This is a genomic window from Novosphingobium sp., assembly GCF_036820275.1.
GTDB lineage: Bacteria > Pseudomonadota > Alphaproteobacteria > Sphingomonadales > Sphingomonadaceae > Novosphingobium.
Map to the genome: position 1 here is coordinate 1 of NZ_DAISLT010000054.1, position 25120 is coordinate 25120.

The following is a 25120-nucleotide window of genomic DNA, read 5'->3' on the forward strand; positions in this document are numbered from 1 at the left end:
TCGTCTGCAAGGAAAAGCTCTACCACGGACTGTCGCAGCGCTTCCTCCCGAAGACTCGATAGTAGCGGGCCAAGCTGGGGGCTCGAAAGGCAGGGCACGGATGTTCCCGGCTTCAGGCAATCGCCAGGTCCATACGGGCCGACAGCGATCAGGCACTGTTCATCCCGCCATGCTAGCATTGTTGGCTTCCGGCAAAGGAACGTTTCATGCTGATCGTGAACGCACCTGATCTCGGCGACCGCGATGTCACGGATCATGGCCTCTATCTGAAACGGCGGGAGTTCATTGCCGGTATGGCCGGCCTCGGTCTCGCCGCATGCAGCGCAAGCGACCCGGCCTCGGCGGCGGCGCTCAGGTTCAGACCCAATCGGATGCCCATCGATGAAGCCCGGACGCCGCTTGGCGATGTGACCGGCTACAACAACTTCTACGAGTTCGGGACCGGCAAGGAAGACCCGGCGAAATACGCGGGAATGATGCGCACCCGGCCTTGGACGGTCGTCATCGACGGTCTTTGCGACCGGCCCGGCCGTTACGCGATTGACGACCTCATCAAGCGCTTTCCGCTGGAAGAACGGATCTATCGCATGCGCTGCGTCGAGGCCTGGTCGATGGTGATTCCATGGGTGGGCTTTCCCCTTGCCAGCCTCATCAAGGCGGTCGGCCCCCAAAGCGGGGCAAAATTCGTCGCCTTCGAGACGCTGCGCGACCCGCGCCAGATGCCGGGGCAGAGAGGCTCCGTGATCCAGTGGCCCTATCGCGAGGGCTTGCGCATGGACGAAGCGCTCCATCCGCTTACGTTGTTGGCGGTCGGGCTCTACGGCCAGACCCTGCCCAACCAGAACGGTGCGCCGATCCGGTTGGTGGTTCCCTGGAAGTACGGGTTCAAGGGGATCAAATCGATCGTGCGCATCCGTTTCACCGACAGGCGTCCGCAAACGAGCTGGCAAATGCTGGCGCCGCGCGAATACGGTTTCTACGGCAATGTGAATCCTGCCGTGGATCATCCGCGCTGGTCGCAGGCCAAGGAACGCCGCATCGGCGAATTCTTCCGCCGCAAGACGCTGCCGTTCAATGGCTACGGCGAGCAGGTGGCGGGTCTCTATCGCGGGCTCGACCCGCGCCAGCTCTACTGATGGGGCGGGAACGGCGGCCCATCGGCCCGCGGGTGGAATCGGCGGTCGTCTGGCTCCTGTGCGCGGCGCCGCTGCTGCTGATCCTGGCTTGGGGTTTCACAGGCGATCTTACCGCCAATCCGATTGAGTTCGTGCTGCGCGAACTTGGGCTTTGGGGTCTGCGCTTCTTGTGCCTGACGCTGGCGGTGACGCTGCTCGCCAGGCATGGCAGGATGCCGCGCGTGATGCGTTATCGGCGCCGGATCGGTCTATGGGCGTTTGCCTATGTCACCCTTCATCTTCTGACTTACGTCGTGATCGCCCACGAATTCGACTGGGCCGAAATCGCGACCGACATCGCCAAACGCCCCTACATCACCATCGGCATGGGTGCCTTCGCCTTGCTGGTGCCGCTCGCCGTAACGTCGGCCACGGCAGTGAGACGCAAGATGAAGCCGCGTGCATGGCGGCGACTTCACCGTGCGGTCTACCTGATAGCCGTGATGGGGGTGATCCATTATTTCCTGCTGGTGAAAGCGGATACCAGCAGCCCTCTGCACTACGGCGCAATTGTGGCCGCGCTGTTGGCGGCGCGGATACCGCTACGGGCTCTCTCCGGGGCGCCGCGCAGCCGTCCCGTTCAGCAATAGCCTTTTCATGAATCGCCTGAGGCCAACATCGCCCTTCCGCCTTCCGGATCGAGAGTGGGTCTGCTCGGCGGCGGGCAGCCCCTCGATGCCAAATGCGATTGTCCGGGCATCGGCCGGACGCGCTTGCCGCTGGGACGTGGCCGGCCCTACTTAATTGCTGGTGCGCTTGAGAGTTGAACGGTGGCAGCCAGCCCGCTTCGATCAAGATGGAGTGGCTGCCCCCGCGGCAGGCACGACGCCTGCTTTTTACCAGCTTACGCCATTTGTCAGCAGGGGCGCGAACGCTTCGTTTGTTCACCCCCCGCCTCCGTCAGCGAAAGTCCTGCGTCAATTGCCAGCAGCCGCTTCGCCAGGCGAACATGTAGGCGGACGGCTTTCCGATGTGGCGCTCCACGGTCCAGCCGTCGCCTTCGTCGTCGTCACGCAGGATGGCGGGCTGATAGGTGAACTTGAAGCTGCCATCGGGCAGGTCCTCGAACTTCACGTCCAGAGCCGTGTAGGGCTTGTTCGGGTCAGCCTGCCAGCGCGCGACGGAGGCGGTGTCGGCGAATTGCCAATCCACGTGCGAGACGTTGAAGGACTGGTAGGCACCAGCCGGAAGGCTGCGGCCGGTTGCCTTCGCAGGCTGGCCGTATCCGCGCTGTTCGACCTGCGGCGCGGTGTATTTGGCGCGTACCGCCGGCGAGGCGATGAACGCGTCTAGGAACTGGTTGAATTCCTTCTGCGAACATCCGCTTTTCGCCTCGGCCATGGACTGGGCGATATCCTCCTGCGTTTCGGCGGAGGATGCCTGGGCACCGCCGAGCAGCGCGATGGCCAGCGCCCCGCATGCCAGAGCGGAATATCGCCGGAAATGGTCAGGTTTTGTCACGATAGATCCCCATCTTTTCAAAGAAAATTCTTCGTCGCTCAAGACTTGCCCAAGGCGCGCCGGGCCTTGTCCGCAGCGATATAGTTTCCGACCAGCTCCGCAAAGGCATCGACCTTCATGCCGCGCACCCCATAGCCGCCGATGCGCAGTTCCCGCTTCTTGCGAAGGACCTTGGTGAACCTGCCTGCGCCGGTAACGCGCGGAAGCACGGCATTTTCGGAGAGCACGAGGTCGAGCCCGAAGCGATTGCCGTAGGTCACGGTCCATTCCTCGATCTCGCTCCAGGCGACGGCCTCGCTCAGTCGCGGCGTTGCCAGACGATCCGGATGCAGGACGAGGTACGGCACCTTGCTGCTGCGCTTCACCAGGATCCCGGCAATGAGCGTGACAGCAGCGCCGATCAGGCAGGAGCCCGTCAGGATCACGGCGGGCGATCCCGCCAGGCCCAGCGGCATCTGGAAGATCCAGGCCGCTATTCCGGCCGCAGTCAGCACCACGGTCGCGGTGAACTGGAAGCCCACCATGAGCCGGGTATCATTGTGCAAGGTCACCGCCTCCCCGGAAACGGCCGCGGCGGTTTCCTCCAGGAAAGCGCGGTGCTCACCATGCGCGGTGTGCGCCTGCGCGACGAAGTCCGCGCTCAATTCCCGGCAGAGGCCGGGCCAGTCCGCGACCAGCCGCTCGCCCGCGCAAGGGGAGTCGCCCTGCGGCGGACGCAGCGCTTCTTCCAGCAAGGCGTCGTCGACGGCGACGTCCAGCCGCCGGATGCGCTCCGAGGTAGGGGGATGGCTGTCGGTCGGGTGAGAGGTGGAATCGGCGAGATGGTCGCGCACTTCCGGCCAGCCGCGCTGCTCCACTTGCGCGACCATGGCGCCGACCAGATCGGCTTCCGCCTGGTCCGGGTTCTCGAACGCTTGCGAAAGCACCGCCCCCACCGGCGGCGCGACGATAGTGGTACGCACGAGCGCCGAAGCGGCGTGGCGGCGTCCTTCGGTGCCCGCTCCAAGCCGGTCGGCCTCGAACTCGCGCAGCCTGCTCCAGTGCTGAACGCCGTGGTCGAAGCGCTGCATCGCATGAACCGCGTAGAGCAGCGGACCGCGCAGCAGGATCGCGTTGCCGGCCTCCGCCGCGATGGCGGCAAGCGTGCGCTGCATGCCTGCGTAGAGCGGTGCGAAAAGCTGGCTGTAGCGCGTATCGTCGCCGGTGAAGTGGCTGAGTTCATGACCCACGATCGCCGCGGTCTCGCCCTCGTTCAGGAAGGCGAGATAGGGTGCGGGCAGATAGAGCGTCCGGCCGGAGATCCGGCTTTCCCCCGGCGACAGGCGCAGGGCCTGCTCGGTGACGAAGAACCCGCCCTCCATGCCGACGATCACCGCATCGGGCGAGACGGCCTGCTGGCGCTCGGCTATTTCACGCACGAAGCGCCACAGGGCCGGGGCATCCCGGTCGGTCAGAAGGCGGCCATGCACCGTACCTTCTTCCGGCGTATAGAGCGCGCCGATCTTCATCAGCGAACGCACGGCCGACCAGGCCACCATGACCGCGCCGCCGCCAAGGACCACGGCCGCGATCGTCAGCTTGATGTCCCCCTTCGTGAGGTGCACCGACGATACCAGACCGATGGCCTCGAAGGCGGCACTGGCCGCGATCGCCAAGGCAAGCCCGACGACCATCGTTCCCAGGATGACCGGCAGGGCGCGCTGGAGCGCCGCAAAGCTGGCGACCAGAGTGTCGCGCGAGGCTCTCGCCCGCCGCGCCGCGATCTCGGCGAAAGCCAGGCCGCCCACGCCGCCCGCGAGAGCGAGCAGGCCGCCCACGATGGCTGCAAGTGCCAGAGAGGGCTGCAACCGGGCCAGGAACAGGCCCCGCTGCGCCGCGGGTTGCATCTCCTCCAGCATGTTCGCCGCCAGTCCGGGCGCGTAGCGGACCTCGTCCCCCAGATCCACGGACGCATACTTGTCGCTTGCCGCCAATGCGCGCAGTTCGGCGACCTTCTGCGGCAGTTCCTCCGACATCCCCTCGAAATAGGCAACGGCCTCGCCTGCCCGAGAATGCTCCCACAACCCAACGGTAAGAAGTAGTATCGGAGCAACTATCAAGGCAGCCAGCAATTCGAACCTTTGCCGACCATGCACCATCTTATATACCTCAAAATCAGAACCTTAAGCGGACTGCGCCTAGAAGGATCGAACCTTTTGACAAGGAGTGCATACGCCGAAGCGTTACCTGCAAGCGATTAGGCGTCCGCAAGAATTCTGCTCACATCGCGTGAAACCGTCCTTTCGAGCAGGATCGAAGATGATCGGGCTACACGCGGCGAAATGCGCAACTAGCGAATACCAATTCCCGCTCCGGAATCTTGGCCGGACCTTTGCTCGGCAGCGCAAACAATCCGCTTCCAGCGCGCGAAACCGCGACCTTGATGTGGTTCATGACGGTTAACGTTGGACTGCATCCGCCCCCTGAATGGTAGCGCGCGAGGCGCCCTTCACTGCGGATGGCCGTCGAGGCAAGTGGAGAGGTGCTCCGCGATCGGCTTCCATTTCGCAGCCTGTGCCTTCGGGTACGTAAGGCGGAAACTGGCGAAGCGGACCTTGTCGTAGCTTGCCCGCTGGTAGAAAATCCTGTCGCCCATCGTGCCCGAGAGCACAAGCCAGTCGGCGCGCGCGACCTTGTAGCTGACCTTGCCGCCATCCTTCTCGATGTATTTCGTCTGGTTCGCCAGCGCCTGCGCCGGGGTGAGGTCCTGCGTGTTATAGGATCCCCAAACGCGCAATTCCGTGCCGTCCTTCGCCAGCAGGATGCGGCCGTCGCCGTCGTCCGATTCGGGCTGCGGCGTCATCAGGTCGGCCGGGAAGCACATCGTGAATTCGAACTTGGCATTGCCCGTGGTCTCCCAGCGATGCTCCTGAGCGGCAGCCGGCACCGCCAGCGCCGAAAGCATGGCGCCGGAGACGACGAAGACCGCAGAAATTCTACCCATGTCACTTCCCCTTCTGATCCTGTTGGTCGGCATCGCGCCGCTATCGGTAGAGTCCGTGCGATGAAATCTCGTCGAGCGGCGGCTGCATTACCGTGCGGCACCCTGCGGCGCCCGATAGGTGGAGCCAGCCGCCTGTGCCGCTGACACCCATGCCGTAGGAGGCGGTGCGGTCGCTGTCGTAATAGCTGCTCGTCATTGGCACGCCTTTCAATCCCAGCAGACCGCAGGCTATGCAGAAATTAATCAATGTGCAATTGAAAAATGTACGGTGATTATTTTCCCGGATCAGGTTGACGCGGTAAAATTGAACGGTGATCATGACAGTCGAACGAAAGGCTCAGCCATGCCCGCGAAGTCAGCCCAACTCCTGGTCCGCAGAACCGCCCTCGCCGCAGCGGGATTGATCTTCCTGACCGCGGCCCACGCCCATGCAAGCGGCCGCCTTCCGCCGGTTCCGATACCGCCGCGGGCATTCCCTGATTTCGGCGCCTGCCGCGCCTTCCTCGACGACAGCTACCGGCAGGATATTTCAAAAGCCGAACCAACTCCGGTGGCGATCGAGGGCAGCAGTACCCGGCAAACCCGGATCGAAAGCGACGGCCCGATCGAACTCGATCCGTCACATGCACGCTATGAGGTGACGGAAGGATGGCTGGTTCGCCATCCCGCGCCGGAGAAGGGCTATGCCGAAATCTCCTATTCCTACCGGACAACGACAATGGCGTGCGCGGGCGGCGCGCTGACCGGTACCTACGAACAGGGCTACCATTCCCCCAGCTACGAATATCTGCCGTGAGCACGACAGCCGGGCCGCCGGTATTCCGCCTGCGGCATCCATCCTGGCCGGCGACCGTGCGTTTGACGAGGAAAGCTGCGATGGCCGACCGACGAAACTGGACTGCGACAGCCCTGCTGATGCTCTGCTTGATACCGGCAAATCCGAGCATCGCCGCTCCCCATGCTGGCGCGGGACCCGTCAAAGTCCCGCACGGCACCACGCGCTGCAACGTCGGCGCCTGGGTTTCATTCCTTGCCGACGCGCCGATACCGGTCCGCGCCAGGCCGACAGCCGCTGCAAGACTCCTTGGCGAATTGCCGATCGCGCCGGAAACGGAGGGCGACTTTTCGGCCGTCGAATTCGATATAATCGAGGCCCGCCCCGGTTGGCTGAAGATCGACCATGCGACCGACCCGGTCGAACTGAACGAAGAAGGCGAGGCGGTTCCGGCGCGCCCGCTGCCCGCCGGGGAGGGCTGGATTCCAGACGATGCCGCGCAGATCGGTATCCAGTCCGCTCTGGGCTACGCTGATCCTGACGCCGCCAGCCCACTGCTTCTCGACATCGGCGACGACTGGGTGACAGACATGGGCTGGACCGGCGCCATTCGCGGCTGCTCGGGCGACTGGCTGCTGGTCGACTACCAGATCGAGCGCGCGCGAACGCCGACCGGCGCGCTTGTCGACCTTCCCGAAGCGGAGAGACCGAGGGGAACCGCATGGTTCCGCGGCATCTGCGCCAATCAGAAGACCACCTGCGACATGGCTTCCGTAGACCGGAGGCTATGAGCGCGGGTCCCGCCTGCATTCCCGCATCTTGTCGATCCGACATTGCAGGTTTTCGGACCCACGCTCGGGCAATATTGCAAACGCGAGCCATTTGCATATAGCATCCCAGAGTGCGGCCCGTCGGCAGGAAGACTATTTTGAGGAAAGCACACTGCGTCGAAGGCGCTTTCGAGGCCGGGGACCTCGTTCGCGAGGCCGTGCAGCAGGTTCTCTCCGGGGCGGCGCCAGCCCAGAAACTTCGCCAACGGTTGTCCGGTACCTTCGACGGATGGTTCTGGGTCGAGGATGTCAGTCCCGGCCTGTTCGCTTCGGCCTGCGACCTCATGTCGCCATCCGGGGCTGCGATCTCTCAGCCGGTGGAACGCTCGGTCATGATCACCCTGCTGCTCGAAGGCGAGAACGGCCGGTTCGAGGCGGAGGGAACTGCGCCGGTTTCCAGCAAGCTTGAGCGAGCGCATGTGATCGGCCTTGGCGAGCCCCGGCTGTGCACCCGCGTTCTCTCGGCAGGCCAGGCATGCAAGCGCATCGAGATCGGCGTGAAGCCCGCTTTCATCGAGGCCAACCAGGCCGCCCTGTCGCAAACCGATCTTGAAGCGCTGGACCGGCTGCTGGCGCCCGGCTTTCGCAGCCACGACCTGCCACGCAGCGAGACGATGGTAAAGCTGGCGTCAATGCTCGCCGAAGATCGCTACCACGGCTCGCTCGGCGCGCTGTTTCGCGAGTCCATCGCCGTGCAGGTCATGCTGCAGAGCCTGAGGCTGTTCCGGCAAGGCGCCGAGTTTCGCGCGGCGCTGGGACCGCGCTGCTACGAAGCGGTGATGGAAGCCCGCCATCTGCTGGACTGCGCGCTGCTGTCGCCGCCGGGAACCGTCGAACTGGCGCGCCGGGTCGGGCTCAACCGCAATACCCTGCAAGCCGGTTTCAAGGCCGCATTCGGGACCACCGTGTTCGGCTATGTGCGCGATGCGCGCATGGCGATGGCCCGGATCATGATCGAGGAACAAGGGCTCGGCGCGGCCGAGGCGGGCTACAAGGTCGGCTTCGCCAGCCCTTCCGCCTTCTCGGCCGCCTATCGCCGCAAGTTCGGCCGCTCGCCGATGCGCCTTGGTCTGACAACCCAGGCCTGACGCGACAGCATTCGTGCCTCGCGCGACAGTGATCGCGATTGGCCGGCGTAAACCTCGCGCCTAATGAGAACCGGTCGCATTTGGGGCGGCACCAGACATCATGAGCGAGAGCATGGCCCGGCGGATCGCCGGCCGCGCGTAGCCGGCACCCACGGGACGCCCGGCCCTGCGGGCACGGCCTATTCTCTTGCTCGAACACGGTACGAACAGGGAATTCATGACCAGAATCTGCTTGCTCTCCGCAGTCCTGCTTGCGGGGACCTCCGGCATTGCCCATGCGCAATCGGCGGACGAGAACGACCGTCCGGACAAGGTCATCGTCGTGACCGCCACCGGCGAGTCTTCGGCGACGTCCACGACCAAGACCAGTACGCCGATCATCGAATCGCCGCAGAGCATCTCCATTGTCAGCCGCGAGGAAATGGACCTCAGGGCCTCGCCGACGATTTCCGATGCCCTTGCCTATACGGCGGGCGTGCAGGCCGCGCCCTCCGGCCTCGACAGCCGGGTCGATGAAGTGACCGTGCGCGGTTTCGCCGCCGGCGGGTTCTCGTCCAACAACAACTTCGTGGACGGCATCCGCCTGCCGACAGGCGGTCAGTGGACCCGTACCTCGTTCGATTCCTTCGCCATCCAGCAGGTCGAAGTGCTTAAAGGCCCCTCCGGGACGCTTTACGGCCAGAGCGCGCCGGGCGGCATGGTCAATATCGTCACCAAGCGCCCGACCGAGCAGTTCCAGGCGGAATTCATGCTCCAGGCGGTGGGCATGACCGACCTCGGCAAGTGGAACTATCAGGCCGCCGCCGACATCAGCGGTCCGGTGACCTCCACGCTCTCGGCGCGGCTCGTCGCATTGTCGCGCTATGGCGACACCCAGGTCGATGACGTCAGCATCGGCCGCAAGTACATCTCGCCGAGCCTGACCTGGCGTCCCGACGACCGTACCACCTGGACCCTGCTCGGCCAGTACCAGCGCGACGAAGGCGGGGCGACGTTCCAGTACCTCCCCGCCACCGGCGCCCTGCGCAGGAGCAACGGGCAATACATCAAGCTGGGCGACAATCTGGGCGAGCCGGACTGGAACACCTACGACCGCAACCAGTACCTCGCCGCCTCGTTCTTCGAGCACAAGTTCGGCGACGCGGTGACGGTGCGCAACAACACCCGCTACACGCACCTCGACAGCCTCTACAAAGTCGTCGTGCTGACCGGCGATACCGTCACGAGTTGCACTGCGGCTATCCCCGGCTGCATCGCCGGCCAGACCATTTCCCGCCGCGCGGTGCAGGGCAACGGCAAGAGCGACGGCATTTCTACCGACACGCAGGTCGAAGGCCGGTTCTCGACGGGCCCTGTCGAGCACGTTGTCCTGGGCGGCTTCGACTATTTCCATACGAAATGGGAGCACTACCGCTACTTCACCGCCACCACGCCGCTGCTCGACATCTTCGATCCGCAGCCCCGAGGCGCCTCGACGATCGCAGCCAACCTGACACCGCAGACTTTCGTTGAAACCGTCAGCCAGCAGGCAGGCATTTACCTTCAGGATCAGGTCAAGCTCGGCCGCCTGCGCGTGACCGTCAGCGGCCGCCAGGACTGGTACAAGGACGACCAGTACAATCCGCGCGCGCAGACCGGCTTCGTTTCGAAGAGCAATGCCTTCACCTGGCGCGCGGGCGGGGTCTACCTGTTCGACAACGGCCTGGCGCCTTACTTCAGCTATGCAGAAAGCTTCCAGCCGCAAGTGAGCGACCCGGCCACCAACCTCACCGGCGCGGTGTTCAAGCCGACCACCGGCCAGCAGTTCGAAGGCGGCCTGCGCTACCAGTACGGCAAGAGCATATACCTGACGCTGCGCGCCTACCAGATCACCCAGCAGAACGTGACGACTTCGGCCGGCACCGAGGAGCTGGCCGCCTACCCGGGCCATGCCTGCGACGATGCAAGCTGCCTCGTTCAGACCGGCGAAGTGCGCATTCGCGGTATCGAATTCGAAGCCAAGGCCAGCCTGCCGACCGGCACGGCCATCGTCGGCAGCGTGACCCGCAGCGACAGCAAGATCACCGCGACCAATACCGCGAGCCAACTCGGCAAGGACCTCGCCGCCGTGCCGGACTGGATGGCCTCGGTCTTCATCAGCCAGAAGCTGGAGAACGGTCTCAATTTCGGCGGCGGCGCGCGCTACACGGGCAAGAGCTTCGGCGACAACACCAATGCCGCGAACCTGGCGATCCCCGACTACACGCTGTTCGATCTGTTCCTGCGCTACGATCTCGGCAAGCTGGGACCGGTGCTTGAAGGCGCGTCGTTCTCGCTAAACGCCCGCAATATCGCCAACAAGCGCTACGTCGCCACCTGCATCGCCCTGTCGGCCTGCTACTACGGCGAAGGCCGCACGGTGACGGCAAGGTTGCAGTTCCGGTGGTGATCTCTCGCCAACTCCGCGCCCCTGTCATGACGGCCGCCACGAGGTGGCCGTCATGATCGCGCCTCTTGCAGGCGGCCTGCTGGTCGTGATTTCCGCCCTGCTGCTCTATCTCGCCGCGCCGCATCAGAAGTGGGGCACACTGCCCCTCCCGCCGCGCGTCGCCGGGTGGAGCGGGCTGGCGGCACTTGGCGGCGGGCTGGCACTGCTGCTGAGCTGGGCGGGCGTCGCTACCGCCTGCTTCATCGCCATGACCCTGCTGATGACGGCCTGGTCGATCGTACCTGCCGCCCTCGCCTGGCGCCGCGACGGGGGGAGGAGCGCATGAACCGGCCGCTTTCCAGCCGCGACTGGTTCGGCAAGATCGCCGCGGCCTTCGTCCTCGGCTTCACGTTCGCGCTCGGCCTTTCGGGGCTGTTCCGCTTCGCCACCGGCTACGGGGATGCCTACTTCTCCAGCAAAGGGCAGCTCGGCATGTGGATCATGGCCCTCACCTGGCCGCTGATCCTGAGCTTCGTCCTGCTTTTCCGTTCCACCTTGCGTGCCTGGCTGTGGCTGGCGCTGGCCAATGTCGCGATCTGGATTCCGCTCGTGGCCCTTGGAGAACTGCAACCATGAAACTGCCCGCAGACGTCGTGCGGATGTACAAGGAAGTCCATGGCTGGGTCGGCATCATCGCCGGCCTTGCCCTGTTCATCGCGTTCTATGCAGGCGCGCTCACCATGTTCGAGGAACCGTTGCAGCGCTGGGCTTCCCAGCCCTCGACGCTGGCCCCGCCGCCCTCGCTGGAGCGGACGCCGGAACTCGTCGCCCGCGTGAAGGCGGCGTATCCCGAGGCCGCGCGCGGCCACGAGATCAACCTCGTCATCGATGCCGCCCATCCCGGCCGGGTAAGCTGGCGCGCGCCGGGCGGAAAGCGCGGCGAACATGGCGGCGGCACCACCTACTTCGCATCGCTCGCACCGGACGGCGCGTTGCAGGTGGAGAAGCAGCAGCGATCCCAGGTCGCGAACTTCATCGATGTGCTTCACCAGCAGGTCGGCCTGCCCTTCCCGCACGGCGTGTCGATGCCGATCATGGGGGCCATCTCGCTGCTCTACGTGATCGCCATGGTCTCCGGGCTCGCGGTGCTGCTGCCGAGCCTGGTGAAGGACCTCTTCGCGCTGCGCATCGGCAAGAACGTCAAGCGCATGTGGCTGGACTTCCATAACGTGCTCGGCTTCTTCAGCCTGCCGTTCCACATCGTCATCGCCCTGACCGCCGTGGTCTTCGCCTTCCATGACGAGTTCTACGGCGCCCAGCGCATGGCCTTTTCGGACGCGGCCAGCCGGGCACGGCCGATGATGCGGGCCGAAGCCGCGATCGCAGCGCCGCCTAAGCTCACGCCCGTCCAGATCGTCGAGCGGCTCAAGGCGCAGGCCCCCGGCTTCACGCCCGTCCAGATCGTCTACGGACAGGGCGGCGGCATCCTGCCGGCGCTGCGCGTGCAGGGCAGCGATCCGCGTTACGGCCTGCGCGGTCCGGGCTACGGCATTGCCGGTCTCGATCCCGAAACGGGCGAGATCATCGACCGCAGCTTCATGCCCGGCATGCAGGACGGCTGGTCGGCCACGACGACGAGCTTCTTCACCCTCCATTTCGGGAGCTTCGGAGGCTATCCGATCCGCTGGGCCTATTTCCTGCTGGGCCTGAGCGGCGCATTCCTGTTCTACACCGGCAACCTGCTCTGGGTGGAATCGCGCCGCAAGCGGGAGCGCAAGGCAGGCACGGTGCGTCAGACCTGCGCCACGCGGATCCTGGCCGCGCTGACCGTCGGCGTACCGCTCGGCTGTGTCGCCGGAATCTCGGCGACGCTCGCCTGCGCCAAGCTGCTGGGACCGGGCGCCACTTACGGTGTCCATAGCGCGATCTACTATGCCGTCTTCGGCCTCTTCACTGCATGGGCGCTGGCAAGGGGCGCGGCCAGATCCGGGGTCGAGCTTTCCATCCTGGGCGCCGCCGGGATGCTGACGATCCCGGCGGCCAGCCTGCTGGGCGGAGGGGCACTATACGATTCGGGTGAACTGGTGCTGGTCGACCTCACCGCGCTGGCGATGGCGATGGCCATGCTTGCCCTTGCCGCATCCGCACGCCGCCGTGCGCGGACGGGGCCATCCGACAGCGTCTGGTCCGCAAAGGCGCAGCCTGCATGAAGTCGGCGACGACGACCCGCACCCTGAACCGGCGCCCCCGCGTGGAGCGCCAGGTTCTTGCCCTGCTGCGCGGCAGGGAAGGCCATTGCGCAGCCGACGATGATCCCGGCTGGTGCTTTGCCGAGCTGCGCGATCTGGCCCGGCAGGAAGGCCTCAAGATCATGCCGCCGGAAACGGCGTTCCTCAGTTCGGGGGAGCTGACCTTGCTGTCGTGGCTGGCAAGGGCGCAGCGATCGCATGCGCCGGGATGCCGCCCTCCCGATCATCCCCGCCTGGCCGCGGCGATCGAAGCCTGCGCGCGGATACTGAGCCGGATGAACCTGCGCCTCTATCCGCTCACGCTCTATGCCTACCGTATCCGCACTTGAGACAGCGCGACGATCCTGCGGCCCAGCAGGACCGCAATCCCGCCCAGCAGGCCCCCGGCCACGATATGCGCGGTGAAATCCATCGCCGAGAGTTCGACCGGGTGACAGAACGCCAGCAGGCCGAACGAAAGGAACGCGCTCCCCATACCGGCGAGGGTAAGCGACCGGACCGGCTTCAGCGAACGCGTGCGCCGGAGAGCAAGGATGCCGACAAGGACCATGGGAAGCCCGGCCGTCACGACGAACGTGAAACAATAGCTGCCCTCACCCAGCGCACCGCGCGGATCGCCGGAAATGGAAATACTGAACAAGGCCAGCGCAAGCCAGACCGCCACGCCCCCGGCGATCCAGCCTTTCGCCCGGACCCTGCCGCCGGGAATGCTGACCGACAACGCCGCGATGAAGGCGGCGACACCGAGCGTGAGTGAAATCACGATATTCGCGGCAGCGACAACCGCCAGCGGGTCTGCCCAGTCCGTGCCGGCACGGTGCACCAGGTTCGTCGCGAGATAGCCCAGTCCGAGTGCGAGCGGCGCCCAGAGCAGCGCCCTCACCCATGGCGGCGAGACGCGCCGGACCGGTCCGGCCTCGGCGCTGAGGGCATCGATGAGCGTTGCATGATCAGCCATGTGTCTGCTTTCCATGTTCGCGCAGCTTCAGGATCGCGCGGTGCAGCAGGGACTTCACCGCCGATACCGAAAGCCGGCTTTCCTGCGCCGCCGCATCGAGCGACATTTCCCGCAGCTTCACCATTTCCACCATCTCGCGTTGTCTCTCGGGCAGGACGCCCAGCATCCCGGCGAGGTCTGCCTCGGCGTCCAGGCTGTCGAAAGCGGCAGAGGCGCGGACATCGACCGCCTCGCCGAGTGCGGCCTCGTCACTCACCTCCCGCCTGCGGGAACGACCCTGCCGCCGCAAGGCGTCGATCGCGCGGGCCGATGCGATCGCGGATATCCACGGCAAGAGCGGCAGCGCGGGATCGTAGGTATGCCGGAGCCGGTGCACGGTAATCAGCACGTCCTGCACGACATCCTCGACCAAGGTCTCGTCGAAGACCCGGCGGCGCACGCGAATGCGGATCGAGGGGACCACGGCACGCAGCACCAGCCGGTAGGCGCGCTGGTCGCCATCCTGCGCCCGCCGCATGAGGGCGGGCCAATCGTCTTCGAGGGGCAGGTCGTCCGGCACGCGCTGGCTACGAGACGCCTGCCGCCGGGAATCGGGGTTTGACCATTGCCTTCATCCCTTCCTGCCCGAAGCCGCCTCGAGCGCCTGCACGGCCGTCTTCGTATCGAGGATCTGCGGCAGTATCACCGGATCGCCGCCTCCCGCCGGATAGACGAGGTAGAGCGGCAGGCCCGATCGTCCGAGATCCATCATAGCCTGCTCGATCCGTCCATCATAGTTGGTCGAGTCCGCCACCATATAAGTGGTTCCCGTCTGCGCGATGGCCGTCTTGAAAGCGGCGGTGGAGAGGACAGCCTTCTCGTTCACCTTGCAGGTCAGGCACCACTCCGCCGAGAAATCCACGAAGACGGGATGTCCCGCAGCGCGTTCGCGGGCAACACGCTCGGGCGACCAGGGCTCCGGCCGGATCTCGCCCAAGGCCACGGATGCTTGCGTAGCTACAGGCTTGGCCGAAGCCAGGAAGCCATTGCCTGGCCAGAGGCCGAGCACGATGGCAAGCACGCCGGAAGCCGCCACAACATGGAGCGCCCCGGAAGACCGCCCTGCCATGCGCTGCCTCTGCGCCATACCGAAGATCCAGCCGACAAAGGCCAGAATCACCGCGCAGCCGAGCATCACGGCAAGGCCGGCGCTACCCGTCTGCTGGGCGAGCACCCAGAGCAGCCAGGCAGCGGCGCCCAGCATCGGGAAAGCCAGTGCATGCTTGAGCGTCGTCATCCAGGCTCCCGGACGCGGCAGGCGGCTGGCCAGGGCCGGACTGAAAGAGAGCAGCGTGAAGGGGGCCGCCACCCCGGCGCCCAGCGCCGCGAAGATGGCAAGAGCGGCCAGCGGCGGCTGCACCAGCGCGTAACCGATCGCGCCCGCCATGAACGGCCCGGCGCAGGGGGTCGCGACGACCACGACAAGCGCGCCGGTCAGGGCCGCGCCCAGCAGGCCTTCCCTGCCGTCCAGCTTCTGGCCCACGCGCTGGAGACCAAGGCCGAACTCGAAGACACCGAACAGGTTCAGCGCCGACCCCAGCAGCACGAGCACGAGTAATGCCACCACGAGCGGGGACTGAAGCTGGAAGCCCCAGCCCACCGCCTGCCCCCCGGCCCGCAAGGCGATCAACGTCCCTGCCAGCGCCAGCATCGCCAGCAAGGTGCCCGCGAAGAAGGCTGCCCCTTCCCGGCGCATGCGACCGGGATCGCCGCCCTGCCGCGCAAGCCCGAAGGCCTTCAGCGAAATGATCGGGAAAACGCACGGCATGAGATTGAGGATCACGCCGCCGAGGAAGGCGGAAAGGATGGCGACAAGCATGGCGGGGCCTCGCAGACGGCAGGGAGCAGGCGATGAAAGGAAGCGGCGGCCGGATCAGCCGTGCTTTGCCTTCCAGGCGCGGACGGCGGCCATGGTCTTCTGGATATGGGCCTGCGGATTGCTGTCGGTATAGCTCAGGAGAATCGTGCCGTTCGGCGCGATGACGAAGGAAGTGCGGTCGGAAATCGCCTGCTTGGTGCCCTTCATCACGGTATCGAACCTGGCCGCGACCTTGGCACCCGGGTCGGCGGCGACCGCGAACTTGTCCCGGCATTCCGACTTCGAGAACTCGGCGACCCGCTCGACGTTTCCGGCGGTCACGCCGATGACGCTGGCACCCATCTTGCTGAAACCATCGGTGGCTTCGGCAAAGAGATGCGCCTCCACGGTGCATCCGGACGTGAAGGCGGCCGGGAAGAAGTAGAGGACGACCGGGCCCTTCTTCAGCGCCTTGGCGAGCGACAGGTCGAAGGGCTTGCCGCCACGCGCGGCATGCAAGGTGAAGTCGGGCGCCTTGGCGCCTTGCGGAAGGGCTGCGAAGCTCGGTGTCGGCGCCGCTGCCATCAGCATTCCGAGGGCGAGCGAAAGGACTGCGTTCTTCGGGTTCTTCATCTGCATGCTCCGATGCGTTGGTGATCGAGGGCACGCCGTCAGGCCGCCTCGTACCCCTGTTCGCTGGAGCGCCGCAGAAAGTTGCGGCCGCGCAGTTCCGATCGCAGAAATTTTTTCCGGCCCGCGAATTCCTCTTCGAACGGAAATCCAGGCCGGGATATCAATCGATCGGTGTGCGTCTGCGGCAAACCCCGATCCTCGGCCCTGAAGATTGCTTCTCAGCATATTCGCCAGGGCGGGACCGGTTTGCCGCAGGTTCACATTTCCGCGATCGCCTGGGTTACGATCGCCATATGCTCGGACCATGTCGGGTTGTGCCAACCCGGCAGCCGAGCCAATTGCGCCCGGTGCAGGTCGCCTCGCTCTGCGTGGTCGAGAACCGCGGCCTTCCAGCCCGCACCGTCAAGCGGGTCAAGATAGTCCGGGACTGCCTTGCCCACTTCCCGCAACGCAGGAAGATCACTGCAAATTACCGGCGTCCCTACCGAAAGAGCCTCCGCTACCGGCATTCCGTAGCCTTCCGCGAACGAGGGCATGACGAGCGCCCGCGCCCCCTGCACAAGTGCGGAAAGCCGCGCATCGGGGCAGCCGCCCAGTTCGTCGACATGCCCGACAAGACCGGGGCAGCGTTCCAGCATGTCCACGATCTGTTCGTTTTCCCAGCCTCTTCTACCGACCACGACCAGGCGCGGCACCTTCTCTGCGGGCAGGGTCTCGGCCAGGTGACGCCAAAGATGCAGGAGGAGGAGATGGTTCTTGCGCGGCTCGATGGTGCCGAGGCACAGAAAGTAAGGACGATCCGAAAACTCAGGCGCCGCGGCAGGCAGGGTCTCGGTGCCGAGCAGGGCGACATGGATCGGCGTTTCTGCCGACAGCCAGGGAGCAAGCGCACGCCCCGTAGCGGCAGAATTGACGATCACGGCGCCCTGGCTGACGGTGCAGGCGGAAGCCACCGTCTCCATCCGCCGGCGATGCAACGCAGCCCCGGAAGGGCGGGCATACTCGGGAAACTCGATTGGAATCAGGTCGTGGACGAGGCAGAGGAACTTTGCTCGCTCCCGTTGCAGGATCCGTCGAACCTTGGCGGCATTGGTCAAATGATGCGGCGATACCTGGACATAGACAGCCTTGCCGGTGCCATGCGAGCCTACCCCCCTGCTGGTCGGGATCAGCGCCGCCAGTTGCGGCAGGACCGAGGGTAATGAACGCTGGCGCGGCATATCGGCCTCGCTCGTCCAGCGGCGCTCCAGCTCGTCCAGATAAGCGAGCGCGGCACGGCGCTGCAGCCGGCCGTAACGCCCCATCGGATGGACGGCGGCAAACGCCAGGTCCTCGCCATAATGGGCCAGAAGGCCTCGAGCATAGGCCATCTCAACCCGGTCGACACCCGACGGAGTGGAATAGCGCAGTCGCGAGATCAGGCGCGAGATATCGAGGATCACAGTCATCGCAGAAAACTCGACCTCATCGCTCCGATACCGCCGGTCATGGTTGGGTTCGGCTGTCTAGGGCCCGGCAAGATCGAACGCGACATTAAAATGCGCGGCCGAAACGTTTTTCGTGCCGTCCATTCCCCAGGTCACCTAGAGTTTCAGGCTATTCAGCCTGTCATGGCATCGTGTTCGCGTTCATCGAACTCGCTGAAGAAAAGCTCCGAAAAATGCTGATAGGGTCTGGATTTCAGTGCGGTCGTCCGAGCAGGCGGCGCTCAAGCAGCTCACGCATGTCGCGGCGGCCATCGGCTATTAATAGAATCAAGGCCCGGTCCCCGAACACCCGGTAGATCAGCCGGTACTGCCGCAACAGCACCTGGCGAAATTCGCGAAGCCCCAAGCCTTCGAGTTCCTTGGGAACCCCTCCCCGCTCGGGAAAGGTCTCGAGCGTTTCGAGCGTTGCGAGAAACAAATCGATCAGTGCATCGGCATCCTCAGCTCCGCGGACTTTTGCGATGTAGCCGTGAATTTCTTCGAGATCGTCTTCGGCGCCCTGGGTCAGTTCAACGGCGTAAACGGCGTCAGGCATCCGGGCGAGGTGCCTTGGTGCGCAGGCGTTCTGCAACCGCGCGCGCCGACTTGGTCCGCCCTGCGTCGATATCCTGCTGACCAAGCGCCAGGAGCTTCAGCAGCGCCAACGTCTCCTGGCCCTGCTCGAACGAGTCTACGTCCTGAAGGACGGCCTTCGCCTCGCCGTTCTGGGTGATCACCAGCGGCTGCCGCGTGTCGGCGATATCCGCAAGAACCTCGGCCGCATTGGCCTTGAGATAGCTGATGGGGCGGACATGGGTCGACAGACGCATAGTGCGAAAACCTTAGTGGACTAAATTCAGTCTCTATTTAGTCCTGTACAGGAGATCAGGCAAGCGAGTTCGACTTCGCAGGCATAACGGGCAGAGCGGGAAATCTGGCTTTGAAGCCGGGCTACTTCCCGCAGCGAACAGCCGTTTCGCGCCCGTTGCGGCCTTGCAGCTCAAGCACCCGACTGTCCGGAGAAACGCCGATTTCCGCGTAATCGCGGCGGCCGTCCGGCAGGGTGTGGATCACCAGGACTTTCTCCGCTTGGCGGTAACGGCGGGCGGGCAGAACCAGCTGGCGCCCGGATTGCAGCATCTCCAGCGTGAACGAGGAAGGCAGCGGGACGAAGGTCTTCACGACAGCCATACGCATGCGCCCCAGCATCTCTGTATCTGTGATTCTCAGGACGCCGTCGGGCGGCAGCGCGTCTTCCGCTTCGGCAGGGGCCGACGCGCAGAGATCTTGCTTCCCTACCCATAGGCCGACAATCGGCTTCGGCACGATCGGCTTGTCGAGCGGGATATAGACCCGCCTGCTACCGAGCGGGCCGGTAATGAGGGCGCCGTTACCCTCGATCCGGATGCCCTGTATGGCATTTGGATCGCGGGGAGCGGGGGGCTGCGGCTTTAGCGGCGCCGCCGAGGGCACGATCACCGTCATCGGCTCGGACGCTGCGGCAAGACCATGGCATGCTAAGGCCAGGGCTGCGGCAATGACGGCGCGGCTCCGCCGCTGCATCATCGCGCTTCGTCCGCGACCGGGAAATAGGCGCCCGAAAGCGATCCGTTCAATCCGCAGTATTCCGGCGGCATCGGGTTCTCCGTGACTGTCAGCAACGGTCCCTCACGCGTCAGCGCGATACTGGCCGTGTCCGGATCGTCGATTGCCACTTTCCAGGTGCTCTGGGCGGCCGGCTTGACGCTGCCCTGCGCTTCGCAGACCCAGCGCCCTGTCGTCGGTTCCGCGGCGTTGGCTTCGAAAGTCAGGGTTCCCGAAGGGCTGCGCCGGATCACGATTGCACCGGCAACGTTGCGCCAGGTGCCGACGATGCCTGCCGAAACCGACGGCCGGACGGCGTTCAGAAACGCCAGACGATACCGCAGGGTGTCGGCGAGCTCCCGCACTGTCGGGGCCTCCGTGTAGGAATCGTCCCGCCCGGTAATGAACCACTGCTGATCCCGCTTGAGCCGTTCGGCGGCGGAACCTCCCAATTGTGCGAGCAGGGCCTTGTAGCGCACCGAAATCTGCTGATCGAGCGTGGCCAGTTGCGGGTTGGCGCAGATCATCTTCTCGCTGCGCGAGGACGCCTTGCGGCAGTCGAAGGACGGCGAAGCCGCTGATGCCGGAACGCCTGAGGCCAGCAGTCCTGTAGCTGCACAAAACACGCTCCATCCAAGGCGGAAACGCATGGGCAATCCCTTCCTGATCTCGGCTGCCCCGCCGCCGGCAGTGCGCGGCAAGAGGGATGTTCTTGGCAAGGCCGGTAAAATCCGCTGGATGCTCATGCTCTTCCTCGCGATGGACACCGATTGATCGCTGTTCAATTACTGAATGTCAACCACGCCCACCAAAAAATGATCGATGTAGAATTTAATTTGAACGACGATCATTTCACGTTAGGGCTACCCCTCCCCTACACAAAGCCGCCGGTCAGGATGAGCATGATGAAACGTTTGGCCCTCCCGCTCGCCGCGCTGTCGCTTGCCGCTGCCACATCCACGCATGCCGCGCCGGGCAGCTTTGCGCAACGTGATCGGTCCGGGAATCTGCTGGCCTATCTGACCGAAGGCGAGGACCTGCCCACCGGGCAGTCGGACGACGTGTTCGGGATTCCGGGAACCGACATCGTCTATTCCGTCCGGAAGGATGACACCGGCGTCCGCCTCCGGTTCGGCAAGCCCGGCGAACCGGAGCGCAACCTGGCGGCAGGCCTGTCGCTACGCGCCGGTGCCACGGTGCGGGCGTGGCCGATGTATGTCGCCTTCAACGCGGTGACGCCCGAGAACGGGCCGGTCTTTCTGCTCGGCGTCGTGGCAAAGGAAACCGGGGACCGCTCCGGAGAGAGCGCAAGCGAGGAGCGACTGTACCTGTTCCGCGTGGACAATCCCGGCACCGACCGGACGCGGGCGAGGGAGATGGTGAGCCTGCCCATCGCCGCGGAGCGGCAAATCCCCCTGTGTCCTTCGCAAAAGGAGAAGGAGGCGCGCCAGGATACCTGCCGGGGCGAACTGTCCTACGAAGCCGTCCTGCGTCTCGATACCGAGCGCCACGATGCCTGGCCCGAACTTGTCTACGAAAGCCGGGCAAGTGCCCGTCCGGGCCTGCTGATGGCGGAAAAGAGCCTGCCGGATGGGCAGCTCGATGCCGCGCAGATGGTCAGGCAACCCGACACCCTGTGCAGCGTCCAGCGCGCGATACGCTACGATCCGTTGACCGGCCGCTATGAAATGCAGCCGGCGACGCGCCATCTCGCCGTGCCGGCCGATTGCAGCGGCTATTTCCTGCCGCCCGCTCATCCCCTGCAAAGCCTGTGCAGTTCGGTTTCCGCGCGCGTCCTCGTCGGCCAGACCCGGATAAACGACGGTGCCGCCCGGCAGTTCAGCGGTGCCCGGATCATCCGTCAGATCAAGCCGGGCGACACGACCTCGCAGGACAAGCGGGCCGATCGCCTGACGATAGAAATGGATCCCGCATCGGGCCGGATCGTTAAGGCCTACTGCGGCTGACGGTATTTGCATTAGCAGGACAACGAACTGTTCAGGGCGAAGCGCACGCTCGCTTCGCGCCTCGATCGAGGCATTGCCGCCATCCGCAGCTACGGAAGCCCGCTTCCTTTGGTGGCGGCCGGGCAGAAGCGCCACCATTTCGCCATCGAGGCGATAGAGGGTGACATAGCCGCCGGGACGGAAGCGATCAGCTTTCCCGATAGCCAGTTCATAGCTCTCGCCGGACGGCCGATGCGCGGTGATGCCGCCGGAATCCTTACATCTGCCCGGATGATCGCTATCGCGCTGGTCGCGGGCGGGCATCCGTAAGCAAAAGCCAACGATAAAGTCCCTGCACATCAGCCAGCACATTCGGCGTCCAGATCAGATGTGACACTTAGGCAGTTCCACGTTCTAGCCCGCTACAGCTTCGCCACTTACGCGCCGGCTTCCTCGAATTAAGCGCCTCGTATTCTGAAAGATCGCGAGCGGTTGCCACCTTTTAACCCCTCCATTGACTAATATCGTATACTAACTACTAAATACGATTCAAAAACAAAATGTGGCTAAGGGGAAATTATGAAACGAGGGCAACGACTACCGTTCGCGTGCAGCATTGCTGCAATCTGCATCTCCATGATCGCTGGCACGGCCGCGAACGCAGCCGAACAGGCCGCTTCCAGCGAAGAACAGGCAAGCGGCATTTCAGAGGATTCTTCTGAAAAGGCCGATACCAAGTCCCGCCCATCGTCATCGGACATTCTAGTAACGGGATCCCGCATCCGCCGCACCAACGTGAACACGGCCGCTCCGATCACGGTCGTGGACAAGGAAATGATCGAGGAGCGCGGCCTCGGCCGGCTCAGCGATACCTTGAGCGCGATGCCGCAGATCACCCCTGCCCTGGGAGACAGGGGAAGCCAGGATCCCCGGGTGGGCGCCTCGCGGATCAATCTTCGCAACCTCGGCACCGGGCGCAGCCTGATCCTGCTCAACGGCGAGCGGATGGACAATGACGCGAACATCATTCCTTCCGCCCTGATCGAGCGCGTGGACGTGCTCACCGGCGGTGCATCGGCCGTCTATGGCTCGGATGCGATTGCGGGCGTCGTGAACTTCATCGTCAAGCGCCGTTTCCAGGGCCTCGAGATGAACCTCGAAGCCAGTACGCAGCAGAGCACCAACGACAACCAGTTCATGCTCGATCTGCTGGAAGAGAGCGGTTATCCGATCCCGAAGAAGCACGTCTGGGGCGGCCAGCAGTATTTCGGAAGCCTGACCGCCGGGCAGAATTTTGCCGACGATCGCGGCAATATCAGCGTCTTCGCGTCCTACACACGGACGCGCCCGATGGAATCGACGAAGTTCGATCACACCAGCTGCCCGGTCTATATGAACCCGCAGAATCCGGTGCCCGCCTATCAGACCAACGAGCAATGGTCCTGCGGCTTCACCGAGTACAATCCTTATAACTGGTTCGGCGCCGGCGGCAGCGAATGGACCAATGCCAAGGACGGTTCGCGCGAGTGGCGACCCTATGACCCCGACGACATCGCCCGGGTTCCCCAACGCGACTGGATGCAGCGCAGCGGACGGCGGGTGAACGCGGGCGGGTTCTTCACCTTCGACTTCACCTCGTCGCTCCGCTTCGATGCCAGCTTCCTCTATACCCATGACGAGTCCGAGGGACGCAACGCGCAGGCCGTGGGCTTCTACGCGCCTGAATTCCAGATGCCCTGCGACAACCCCTACATGAGCGGGCAGCAGGCGCAGATCGTCTGCGGGGCAAATGCCGGCGTTGCCGGCACCACGGCGCCCTTCACGATGACGGTGTTCCGGCCGGATTACAGCAACAGCTACAAGTACGCCCTGGATACCTGGCGCGCCGCCGGTCATGTTTCGGGCGAGATCGTAGACAACATCAACTTCGACGCCAGCTTCCAGCGCTCCGGGCGAACCGAACGATACAACGGCACGGATATCTTCGATTACTGGACGATGTACGATCGCTTCCAGCGCTCGATGCAGGTCGTCAATCACAACGGCGTGCCGACCTGCACGTCCGTCATCGACGGGACGGACCCGAGCTGCATTCCGCTCGATGCCTTCAGCGCGAATGGGCCTGACGATGCCGTCTGGAAATATCTCACGCGCGACGGCGGCAGCAAGGTCACGGTCGAGCAGGTCGTGATCAACGGCTCGGTTTCCGGAACACTGGAGAATTACGGCATCAAGAGCCCGTGGGCGGACGAAGGTGTCGGCTTCGCGCTCGTAGCCGAGCACCGCTGGAACCGGGTCTCGGAAGAAGGCTCGGGCGCTTACGACTGGTGGTCGCGCTATTCCTCGACCGACAAGGTCGACGAACTGGGCGGCGAACTTTCCCTGCCGCTCGTCCAGGGCAAGCGGTTCGTGGAGGACCTGACGGTCAGCGGGGCCTATCGCCTTTCCGACTACCAGTCGCTGTCCGGCCTTGTGAAAACCTGGAAAGCCGACTTCATCTACCGGCCCTTCGCCGGACTTGGCTTCCGCGGCAGCATCAACCGCGCGCTGCGCCGGGGCGTGCTTGAACGGCTGCAGCAGGCCAACCCCTATACGGGCACTTTCCAGGATCGCTGCGCGGCACCCGCTCCGGGCAGTGCCATCCAGCGCCTCAGCTTCGATGCCTGTGCGGCTACCGGCATGACCCGCGAACAGTACGATGCCCTGGGCCTCGCCACGGGCTGCGACACCGCGCAGTACTGCAATGTCCTCTACCGTCCCGGCGGAAACCCCAATCTTCAGCCTGAGAAATCACGCAGCATCACGTTGGGCGTCGTTGCCCAGCCCCGTTTCCTGCCCGGCTTCAGCGGATCGGTGGACTTCTTCAAGATCCGGGTCGACGGCGCCTTCGAATGGGTACGGACGGGTATTATCGCCGACCAGTGCTTCAACCAGCAGGTGGCATTCTTCTGCGGCCTCATCGACCGCAACCCGACAACCGGCGCGATCACCGAGGTCAACGCTCAATACAACAATTCCGGTTTCCTCGAAACGCGGGGCGTCGATTTCTCGCTCTACTACGGGTTCACCATCCCCCGGTCGTGGTTCGGCACCGATCTCGGACGCCTGAACCTCGGCTTCAGCGGCACGCTCAACACCGCCGACAAGCGGCAGTTCGCGCCCAATACGCCGGTATATTCATGCCTGGGCTACTTCGGCTTCTTCTGCAACAACCCGAGCCCCAAGTACCGCCATTACATGAGCCTGGGCTGGGACATGCCATGGAAGGGCAACATCAATCTGACCTGGCGCTACGCGGCGCCGACCAGGAACTCCAAACTCTCGCCCGAAGCGCCGCTTTCCTCAGTTCCTTCGGACATCAACACCGACAGCTATCCGCTGATTCCGAGACTACCGGCACAGAGCCTGTTCGATCTCGCGCTCAGCTATCCGGTGACCAAGGATCTCGAGCTGCGCTTCAATGTGCAGAACCTCTTCGACAAGGATCCTCCGATCGTCGGCCGAGCCGATGCCGGAACGGGTGAATGGTTCAATACCTTCCCCGCTTACTACAATGCCTGGGGCCGCACTTTGCGGGTCGGGCTGCGTGCGAAGCTCTGGTAATCTGCAAAGGAAGGTGGAGCTTTTGCCGGGCATTCGGCGGCTCCGCCTTCCCTGTCGACTTCGGAGCGTTCAGCACGGGAAGGTCGTCTGCCGCCACAGTACTTGCAAGGCCGAGCCGATCCTGA

General features: G+C 64.5%; 27 protein-coding genes. 14 read left to right on the forward strand and 13 right to left on the reverse strand.

What is annotated here, in order from left to right:
• Positions 1–206 precede the first annotated feature (206 nt).
• Positions 207–1136 carry a protein-methionine-sulfoxide reductase catalytic subunit MsrP gene (msrP, locus tag V7066_RS26075; protein ID WP_334185842.1) on the forward strand — a complete coding sequence of 310 codons (930 nt, stop codon included), beginning with the start codon at positions 207–209 and terminating at the stop codon, positions 1134–1136.
• A 32-nt stretch (positions 1137–1168) separates the two neighbouring features.
• A complete protein-coding gene (locus V7066_RS26080; protein ID WP_334185843.1) occupies positions 1169–1765 on the forward strand; it encodes a sulfite oxidase heme-binding subunit YedZ in 597 nt (198 codons plus the stop codon).
• A gap of 310 nt (positions 1766–2075) precedes the next feature.
• Here the strand turns inward: V7066_RS26080 and V7066_RS26085 are convergent, their stop codons facing one another.
• From V7066_RS26085 to V7066_RS26100, 4 genes are all read right to left on the reverse strand, one after another.
• Positions 2076–2636, reverse strand: coding sequence for a hypothetical protein (locus V7066_RS26085; protein WP_334185844.1), 561 nt, complete (start codon positions 2634–2636; stop codon positions 2076–2078).
• Positions 2637–2674: 38 nt separating this feature from the next.
• Positions 2675–4651, reverse strand: coding sequence for a M48 family metallopeptidase (locus V7066_RS26090; RefSeq protein WP_334185845.1), 1977 nt, complete (start codon positions 4649–4651; stop codon positions 2675–2677).
• Between the two features lie 473 nt (positions 4652–5124).
• Positions 5125–5619 (reverse strand): hypothetical protein, encoded by a 495-nt coding sequence (locus V7066_RS26095; RefSeq protein ID WP_334185846.1) that lies wholly within the window; start codon positions 5617–5619, stop codon positions 5125–5127.
• A 40-nt stretch (positions 5620–5659) separates the two neighbouring features.
• Positions 5660–5815 (reverse strand): hypothetical protein, encoded by a 156-nt coding sequence (locus V7066_RS26100; RefSeq protein ID WP_334185847.1) that lies wholly within the window; start codon positions 5813–5815, stop codon positions 5660–5662.
• A 72-nt stretch (positions 5816–5887) separates the two neighbouring features.
• Here V7066_RS26100 and V7066_RS26105 point away from each other — a divergent pair, with 72 nt between their 5' ends.
• The 8 genes from V7066_RS26105 to V7066_RS26140 all read left to right on the forward strand — a co-directional run bounded on the left by V7066_RS26105 (position 5888) and on the right by V7066_RS26140 (position 13297).
• Positions 5888–6415, forward strand: coding sequence for a hypothetical protein (locus V7066_RS26105; protein ID WP_334185848.1), 528 nt, complete (start codon positions 5888–5890; stop codon positions 6413–6415).
• Positions 6416–6495: 80 nt separating this feature from the next.
• Positions 6496–7185, forward strand: a complete 690-nt coding sequence (locus tag V7066_RS26110; RefSeq protein WP_334185849.1) for a hypothetical protein — start codon at positions 6496–6498, stop codon at positions 7183–7185.
• Positions 7186–7322: 137 nt separating this feature from the next.
• A complete protein-coding gene (locus V7066_RS26115) occupies positions 7323–8312 on the forward strand; it encodes a helix-turn-helix transcriptional regulator (protein WP_334185850.1) in 990 nt (329 codons plus the stop codon).
• Positions 8313–8529: 217 nt separating this feature from the next.
• A complete protein-coding gene (locus V7066_RS26120) occupies positions 8530–10740 on the forward strand; it encodes a TonB-dependent siderophore receptor (RefSeq protein ID WP_334185851.1) in 2211 nt (736 codons plus the stop codon).
• Positions 10741–10792: 52 nt separating this feature from the next.
• Positions 10793–11065 (forward strand): hypothetical protein, encoded by a 273-nt coding sequence (locus tag V7066_RS26125; RefSeq protein ID WP_334185852.1) that lies wholly within the window; start codon positions 10793–10795, stop codon positions 11063–11065.
• Positions 11062–11355: a hypothetical protein gene (locus tag V7066_RS26130; protein WP_334185853.1), complete on the forward strand. Its 294-nt coding sequence runs from the start codon at positions 11062–11064 to the stop codon at positions 11353–11355. The genes V7066_RS26125 and V7066_RS26130 overlap by 4 nt, the downstream gene beginning before the upstream one ends.
• Entirely contained in the window at positions 11352–12929 is a 1578-nt protein-coding gene (locus V7066_RS26135) for a PepSY-associated TM helix domain-containing protein (RefSeq protein ID WP_334185854.1), read from the forward strand. Before V7066_RS26130 ends, V7066_RS26135 begins: the two co-directional genes overlap by 4 nt.
• On the forward strand, positions 12926–13297 hold the full coding sequence (locus V7066_RS26140) for a hypothetical protein (RefSeq protein WP_334185855.1): 372 nt from the start codon (positions 12926–12928) through the stop codon (positions 13295–13297). The genes V7066_RS26135 and V7066_RS26140 overlap by 4 nt, the downstream gene beginning before the upstream one ends.
• Here V7066_RS26140 and V7066_RS26145 read toward each other — a convergent pair.
• The 9 genes from V7066_RS26145 to V7066_RS26185 all read right to left on the reverse strand — a co-directional run bounded on the left by V7066_RS26145 (position 13279) and on the right by V7066_RS26185 (position 20096).
• Complete coding sequence (locus tag V7066_RS26145; RefSeq protein WP_334185856.1) at positions 13279–13926, reverse strand: NrsF family protein; 648 nt, start codon at positions 13924–13926, stop codon at positions 13279–13281. The genes V7066_RS26140 and V7066_RS26145 overlap by 19 nt on opposite strands.
• On the reverse strand, positions 13919–14485 hold the full coding sequence (locus V7066_RS26150; RefSeq protein ID WP_334185857.1) for a sigma-70 family RNA polymerase sigma factor: 567 nt from the start codon (positions 14483–14485) through the stop codon (positions 13919–13921). The genes V7066_RS26145 and V7066_RS26150 overlap by 8 nt, the downstream gene beginning before the upstream one ends.
• A 51-nt stretch (positions 14486–14536) precedes the next feature.
• Complete coding sequence (locus V7066_RS26155) at positions 14537–15784, reverse strand: protein-disulfide reductase DsbD family protein (protein WP_334185858.1); 1248 nt, start codon at positions 15782–15784, stop codon at positions 14537–14539.
• A 54-nt stretch (positions 15785–15838) separates the two neighbouring features.
• A complete protein-coding gene (locus V7066_RS26160; RefSeq protein ID WP_334185859.1) occupies positions 15839–16396 on the reverse strand; it encodes a peroxiredoxin in 558 nt (185 codons plus the stop codon).
• 257 nt (positions 16397–16653) lie between these two features.
• Entirely contained in the window at positions 16654–17844 is a 1191-nt protein-coding gene (locus V7066_RS26165) for a glycosyltransferase family 4 protein (protein WP_334185860.1), read from the reverse strand.
• Between the two features lie 232 nt (positions 17845–18076).
• Positions 18077–18418, reverse strand: coding sequence for a type II toxin-antitoxin system RelE/ParE family toxin (locus tag V7066_RS26170; protein WP_334185861.1), 342 nt, complete (start codon positions 18416–18418; stop codon positions 18077–18079).
• Positions 18411–18692, reverse strand: a complete 282-nt coding sequence (locus V7066_RS26175; protein WP_334185862.1) for a type II toxin-antitoxin system Phd/YefM family antitoxin — start codon at positions 18690–18692, stop codon at positions 18411–18413. Before V7066_RS26175 ends, V7066_RS26170 begins: the two co-directional genes overlap by 8 nt.
• Before the next feature lie 121 nt (positions 18693–18813).
• The gene (locus V7066_RS26180; protein WP_334185863.1) at positions 18814–19347 is read right to left on the reverse strand and encodes a hypothetical protein; all 534 of its coding nucleotides are present in this window, start codon (positions 19345–19347) and stop codon (positions 18814–18816) included.
• Positions 19348–19424: 77 nt separating this feature from the next.
• Positions 19425–20096 carry a lysozyme inhibitor LprI family protein gene (locus V7066_RS26185; RefSeq protein ID WP_334185864.1) on the reverse strand — a complete coding sequence of 224 codons (672 nt, stop codon included), beginning with the start codon at positions 20094–20096 and terminating at the stop codon, positions 19425–19427.
• On the opposite strand from V7066_RS26185, the gene V7066_RS26190 reads away from it, so the two are divergent.
• From V7066_RS26190 to V7066_RS26205, 4 genes are all read left to right on the forward strand, one after another.
• A complete protein-coding gene (locus V7066_RS26190) occupies positions 20095–20220 on the forward strand; it encodes a hypothetical protein (protein WP_334185865.1) in 126 nt (41 codons plus the stop codon). The genes V7066_RS26185 and V7066_RS26190 overlap by 2 nt on opposite strands.
• Before the next feature lie 131 nt (positions 20221–20351).
• Entirely contained in the window at positions 20352–21413 is a 1062-nt protein-coding gene (locus tag V7066_RS26195) for an I78 family peptidase inhibitor (protein WP_334185866.1), read from the forward strand.
• Positions 21414–21524: 111 nt separating this feature from the next.
• Complete coding sequence (locus V7066_RS26200) at positions 21525–21722, forward strand: hypothetical protein (RefSeq protein ID WP_334185867.1); 198 nt, start codon at positions 21525–21527, stop codon at positions 21720–21722.
• Positions 21723–22028: 306 nt separating this feature from the next.
• Positions 22029–24995 (forward strand): TonB-dependent receptor domain-containing protein, encoded by a 2967-nt coding sequence (locus V7066_RS26205; RefSeq protein ID WP_334185868.1) that lies wholly within the window; start codon positions 22029–22031, stop codon positions 24993–24995.
• The last annotated feature ends 125 nt before the right edge of the window (positions 24996–25120 follow it).

What these genes read in the sequence shown, in the direction of transcription:
- msrP (WP_334185842.1), top strand. Translation starts at nt 207, where the DNA reads ATGCTGATCGTGAACGCACCTGATCTCGGCGACCGCGATGTCACGGAT.
- V7066_RS26090 (WP_334185845.1), bottom strand. Translation starts at nt 4,651, where the DNA reads ATGTCGGAGGAACTGCCGCAGAAGGTCGCCGAACTGCGCGCATTGGCG.
- V7066_RS26095 (WP_334185846.1), bottom strand. Translation starts at nt 5,619, where the DNA reads ATGGGTAGAATTTCTGCGGTCTTCGTCGTCTCCGGCGCCATGCTTTCG.
- V7066_RS26100 (WP_334185847.1), bottom strand. Translation starts at nt 5,815, where the DNA reads ATGACGAGCAGCTATTACGACAGCGACCGCACCGCCTCCTACGGCATG.
- V7066_RS26110 (WP_334185849.1), top strand. Translation starts at nt 6,496, where the DNA reads ATGGCCGACCGACGAAACTGGACTGCGACAGCCCTGCTGATGCTCTGC.
- V7066_RS26120 (WP_334185851.1), top strand. Translation starts at nt 8,530, where the DNA reads ATGACCAGAATCTGCTTGCTCTCCGCAGTCCTGCTTGCGGGGACCTCC.
- V7066_RS26125 (WP_334185852.1), top strand. Translation starts at nt 10,793, where the DNA reads ATGATCGCGCCTCTTGCAGGCGGCCTGCTGGTCGTGATTTCCGCCCTG.
- V7066_RS26130 (WP_334185853.1), top strand. Translation starts at nt 11,062, where the DNA reads ATGAACCGGCCGCTTTCCAGCCGCGACTGGTTCGGCAAGATCGCCGCG.
- V7066_RS26135 (WP_334185854.1), top strand. Translation starts at nt 11,352, where the DNA reads ATGAAACTGCCCGCAGACGTCGTGCGGATGTACAAGGAAGTCCATGGC.
- V7066_RS26140 (WP_334185855.1), top strand. Translation starts at nt 12,926, where the DNA reads ATGAAGTCGGCGACGACGACCCGCACCCTGAACCGGCGCCCCCGCGTG.
- V7066_RS26145 (WP_334185856.1), bottom strand. Translation starts at nt 13,926, where the DNA reads ATGGCTGATCATGCAACGCTCATCGATGCCCTCAGCGCCGAGGCCGGA.
- V7066_RS26155 (WP_334185858.1), bottom strand. Translation starts at nt 15,784, where the DNA reads ATGCTTGTCGCCATCCTTTCCGCCTTCCTCGGCGGCGTGATCCTCAAT.
- V7066_RS26160 (WP_334185859.1), bottom strand. Translation starts at nt 16,396, where the DNA reads ATGAAGAACCCGAAGAACGCAGTCCTTTCGCTCGCCCTCGGAATGCTG.
- V7066_RS26165 (WP_334185860.1), bottom strand. Translation starts at nt 17,844, where the DNA reads ATGACTGTGATCCTCGATATCTCGCGCCTGATCTCGCGACTGCGCTAT.
- V7066_RS26170 (WP_334185861.1), bottom strand. Translation starts at nt 18,418, where the DNA reads ATGCCTGACGCCGTTTACGCCGTTGAACTGACCCAGGGCGCCGAAGAC.
- V7066_RS26175 (WP_334185862.1), bottom strand. Translation starts at nt 18,692, where the DNA reads ATGCGTCTGTCGACCCATGTCCGCCCCATCAGCTATCTCAAGGCCAAT.
- V7066_RS26180 (WP_334185863.1), bottom strand. Translation starts at nt 19,347, where the DNA reads ATGACGGTGATCGTGCCCTCGGCGGCGCCGCTAAAGCCGCAGCCCCCC.
- V7066_RS26190 (WP_334185865.1), top strand. Translation starts at nt 20,095, where the DNA reads ATGGGCAATCCCTTCCTGATCTCGGCTGCCCCGCCGCCGGCAGTGCGC.
- V7066_RS26185 (WP_334185864.1), bottom strand. Translation starts at nt 20,096, where the DNA reads ATGCGTTTCCGCCTTGGATGGAGCGTGTTTTGTGCAGCTACAGGACTG.
- V7066_RS26195 (WP_334185866.1), top strand. Translation starts at nt 20,352, where the DNA reads ATGAAACGTTTGGCCCTCCCGCTCGCCGCGCTGTCGCTTGCCGCTGCC.
- V7066_RS26205 (WP_334185868.1), top strand. Translation starts at nt 22,029, where the DNA reads ATGATCGCTGGCACGGCCGCGAACGCAGCCGAACAGGCCGCTTCCAGC.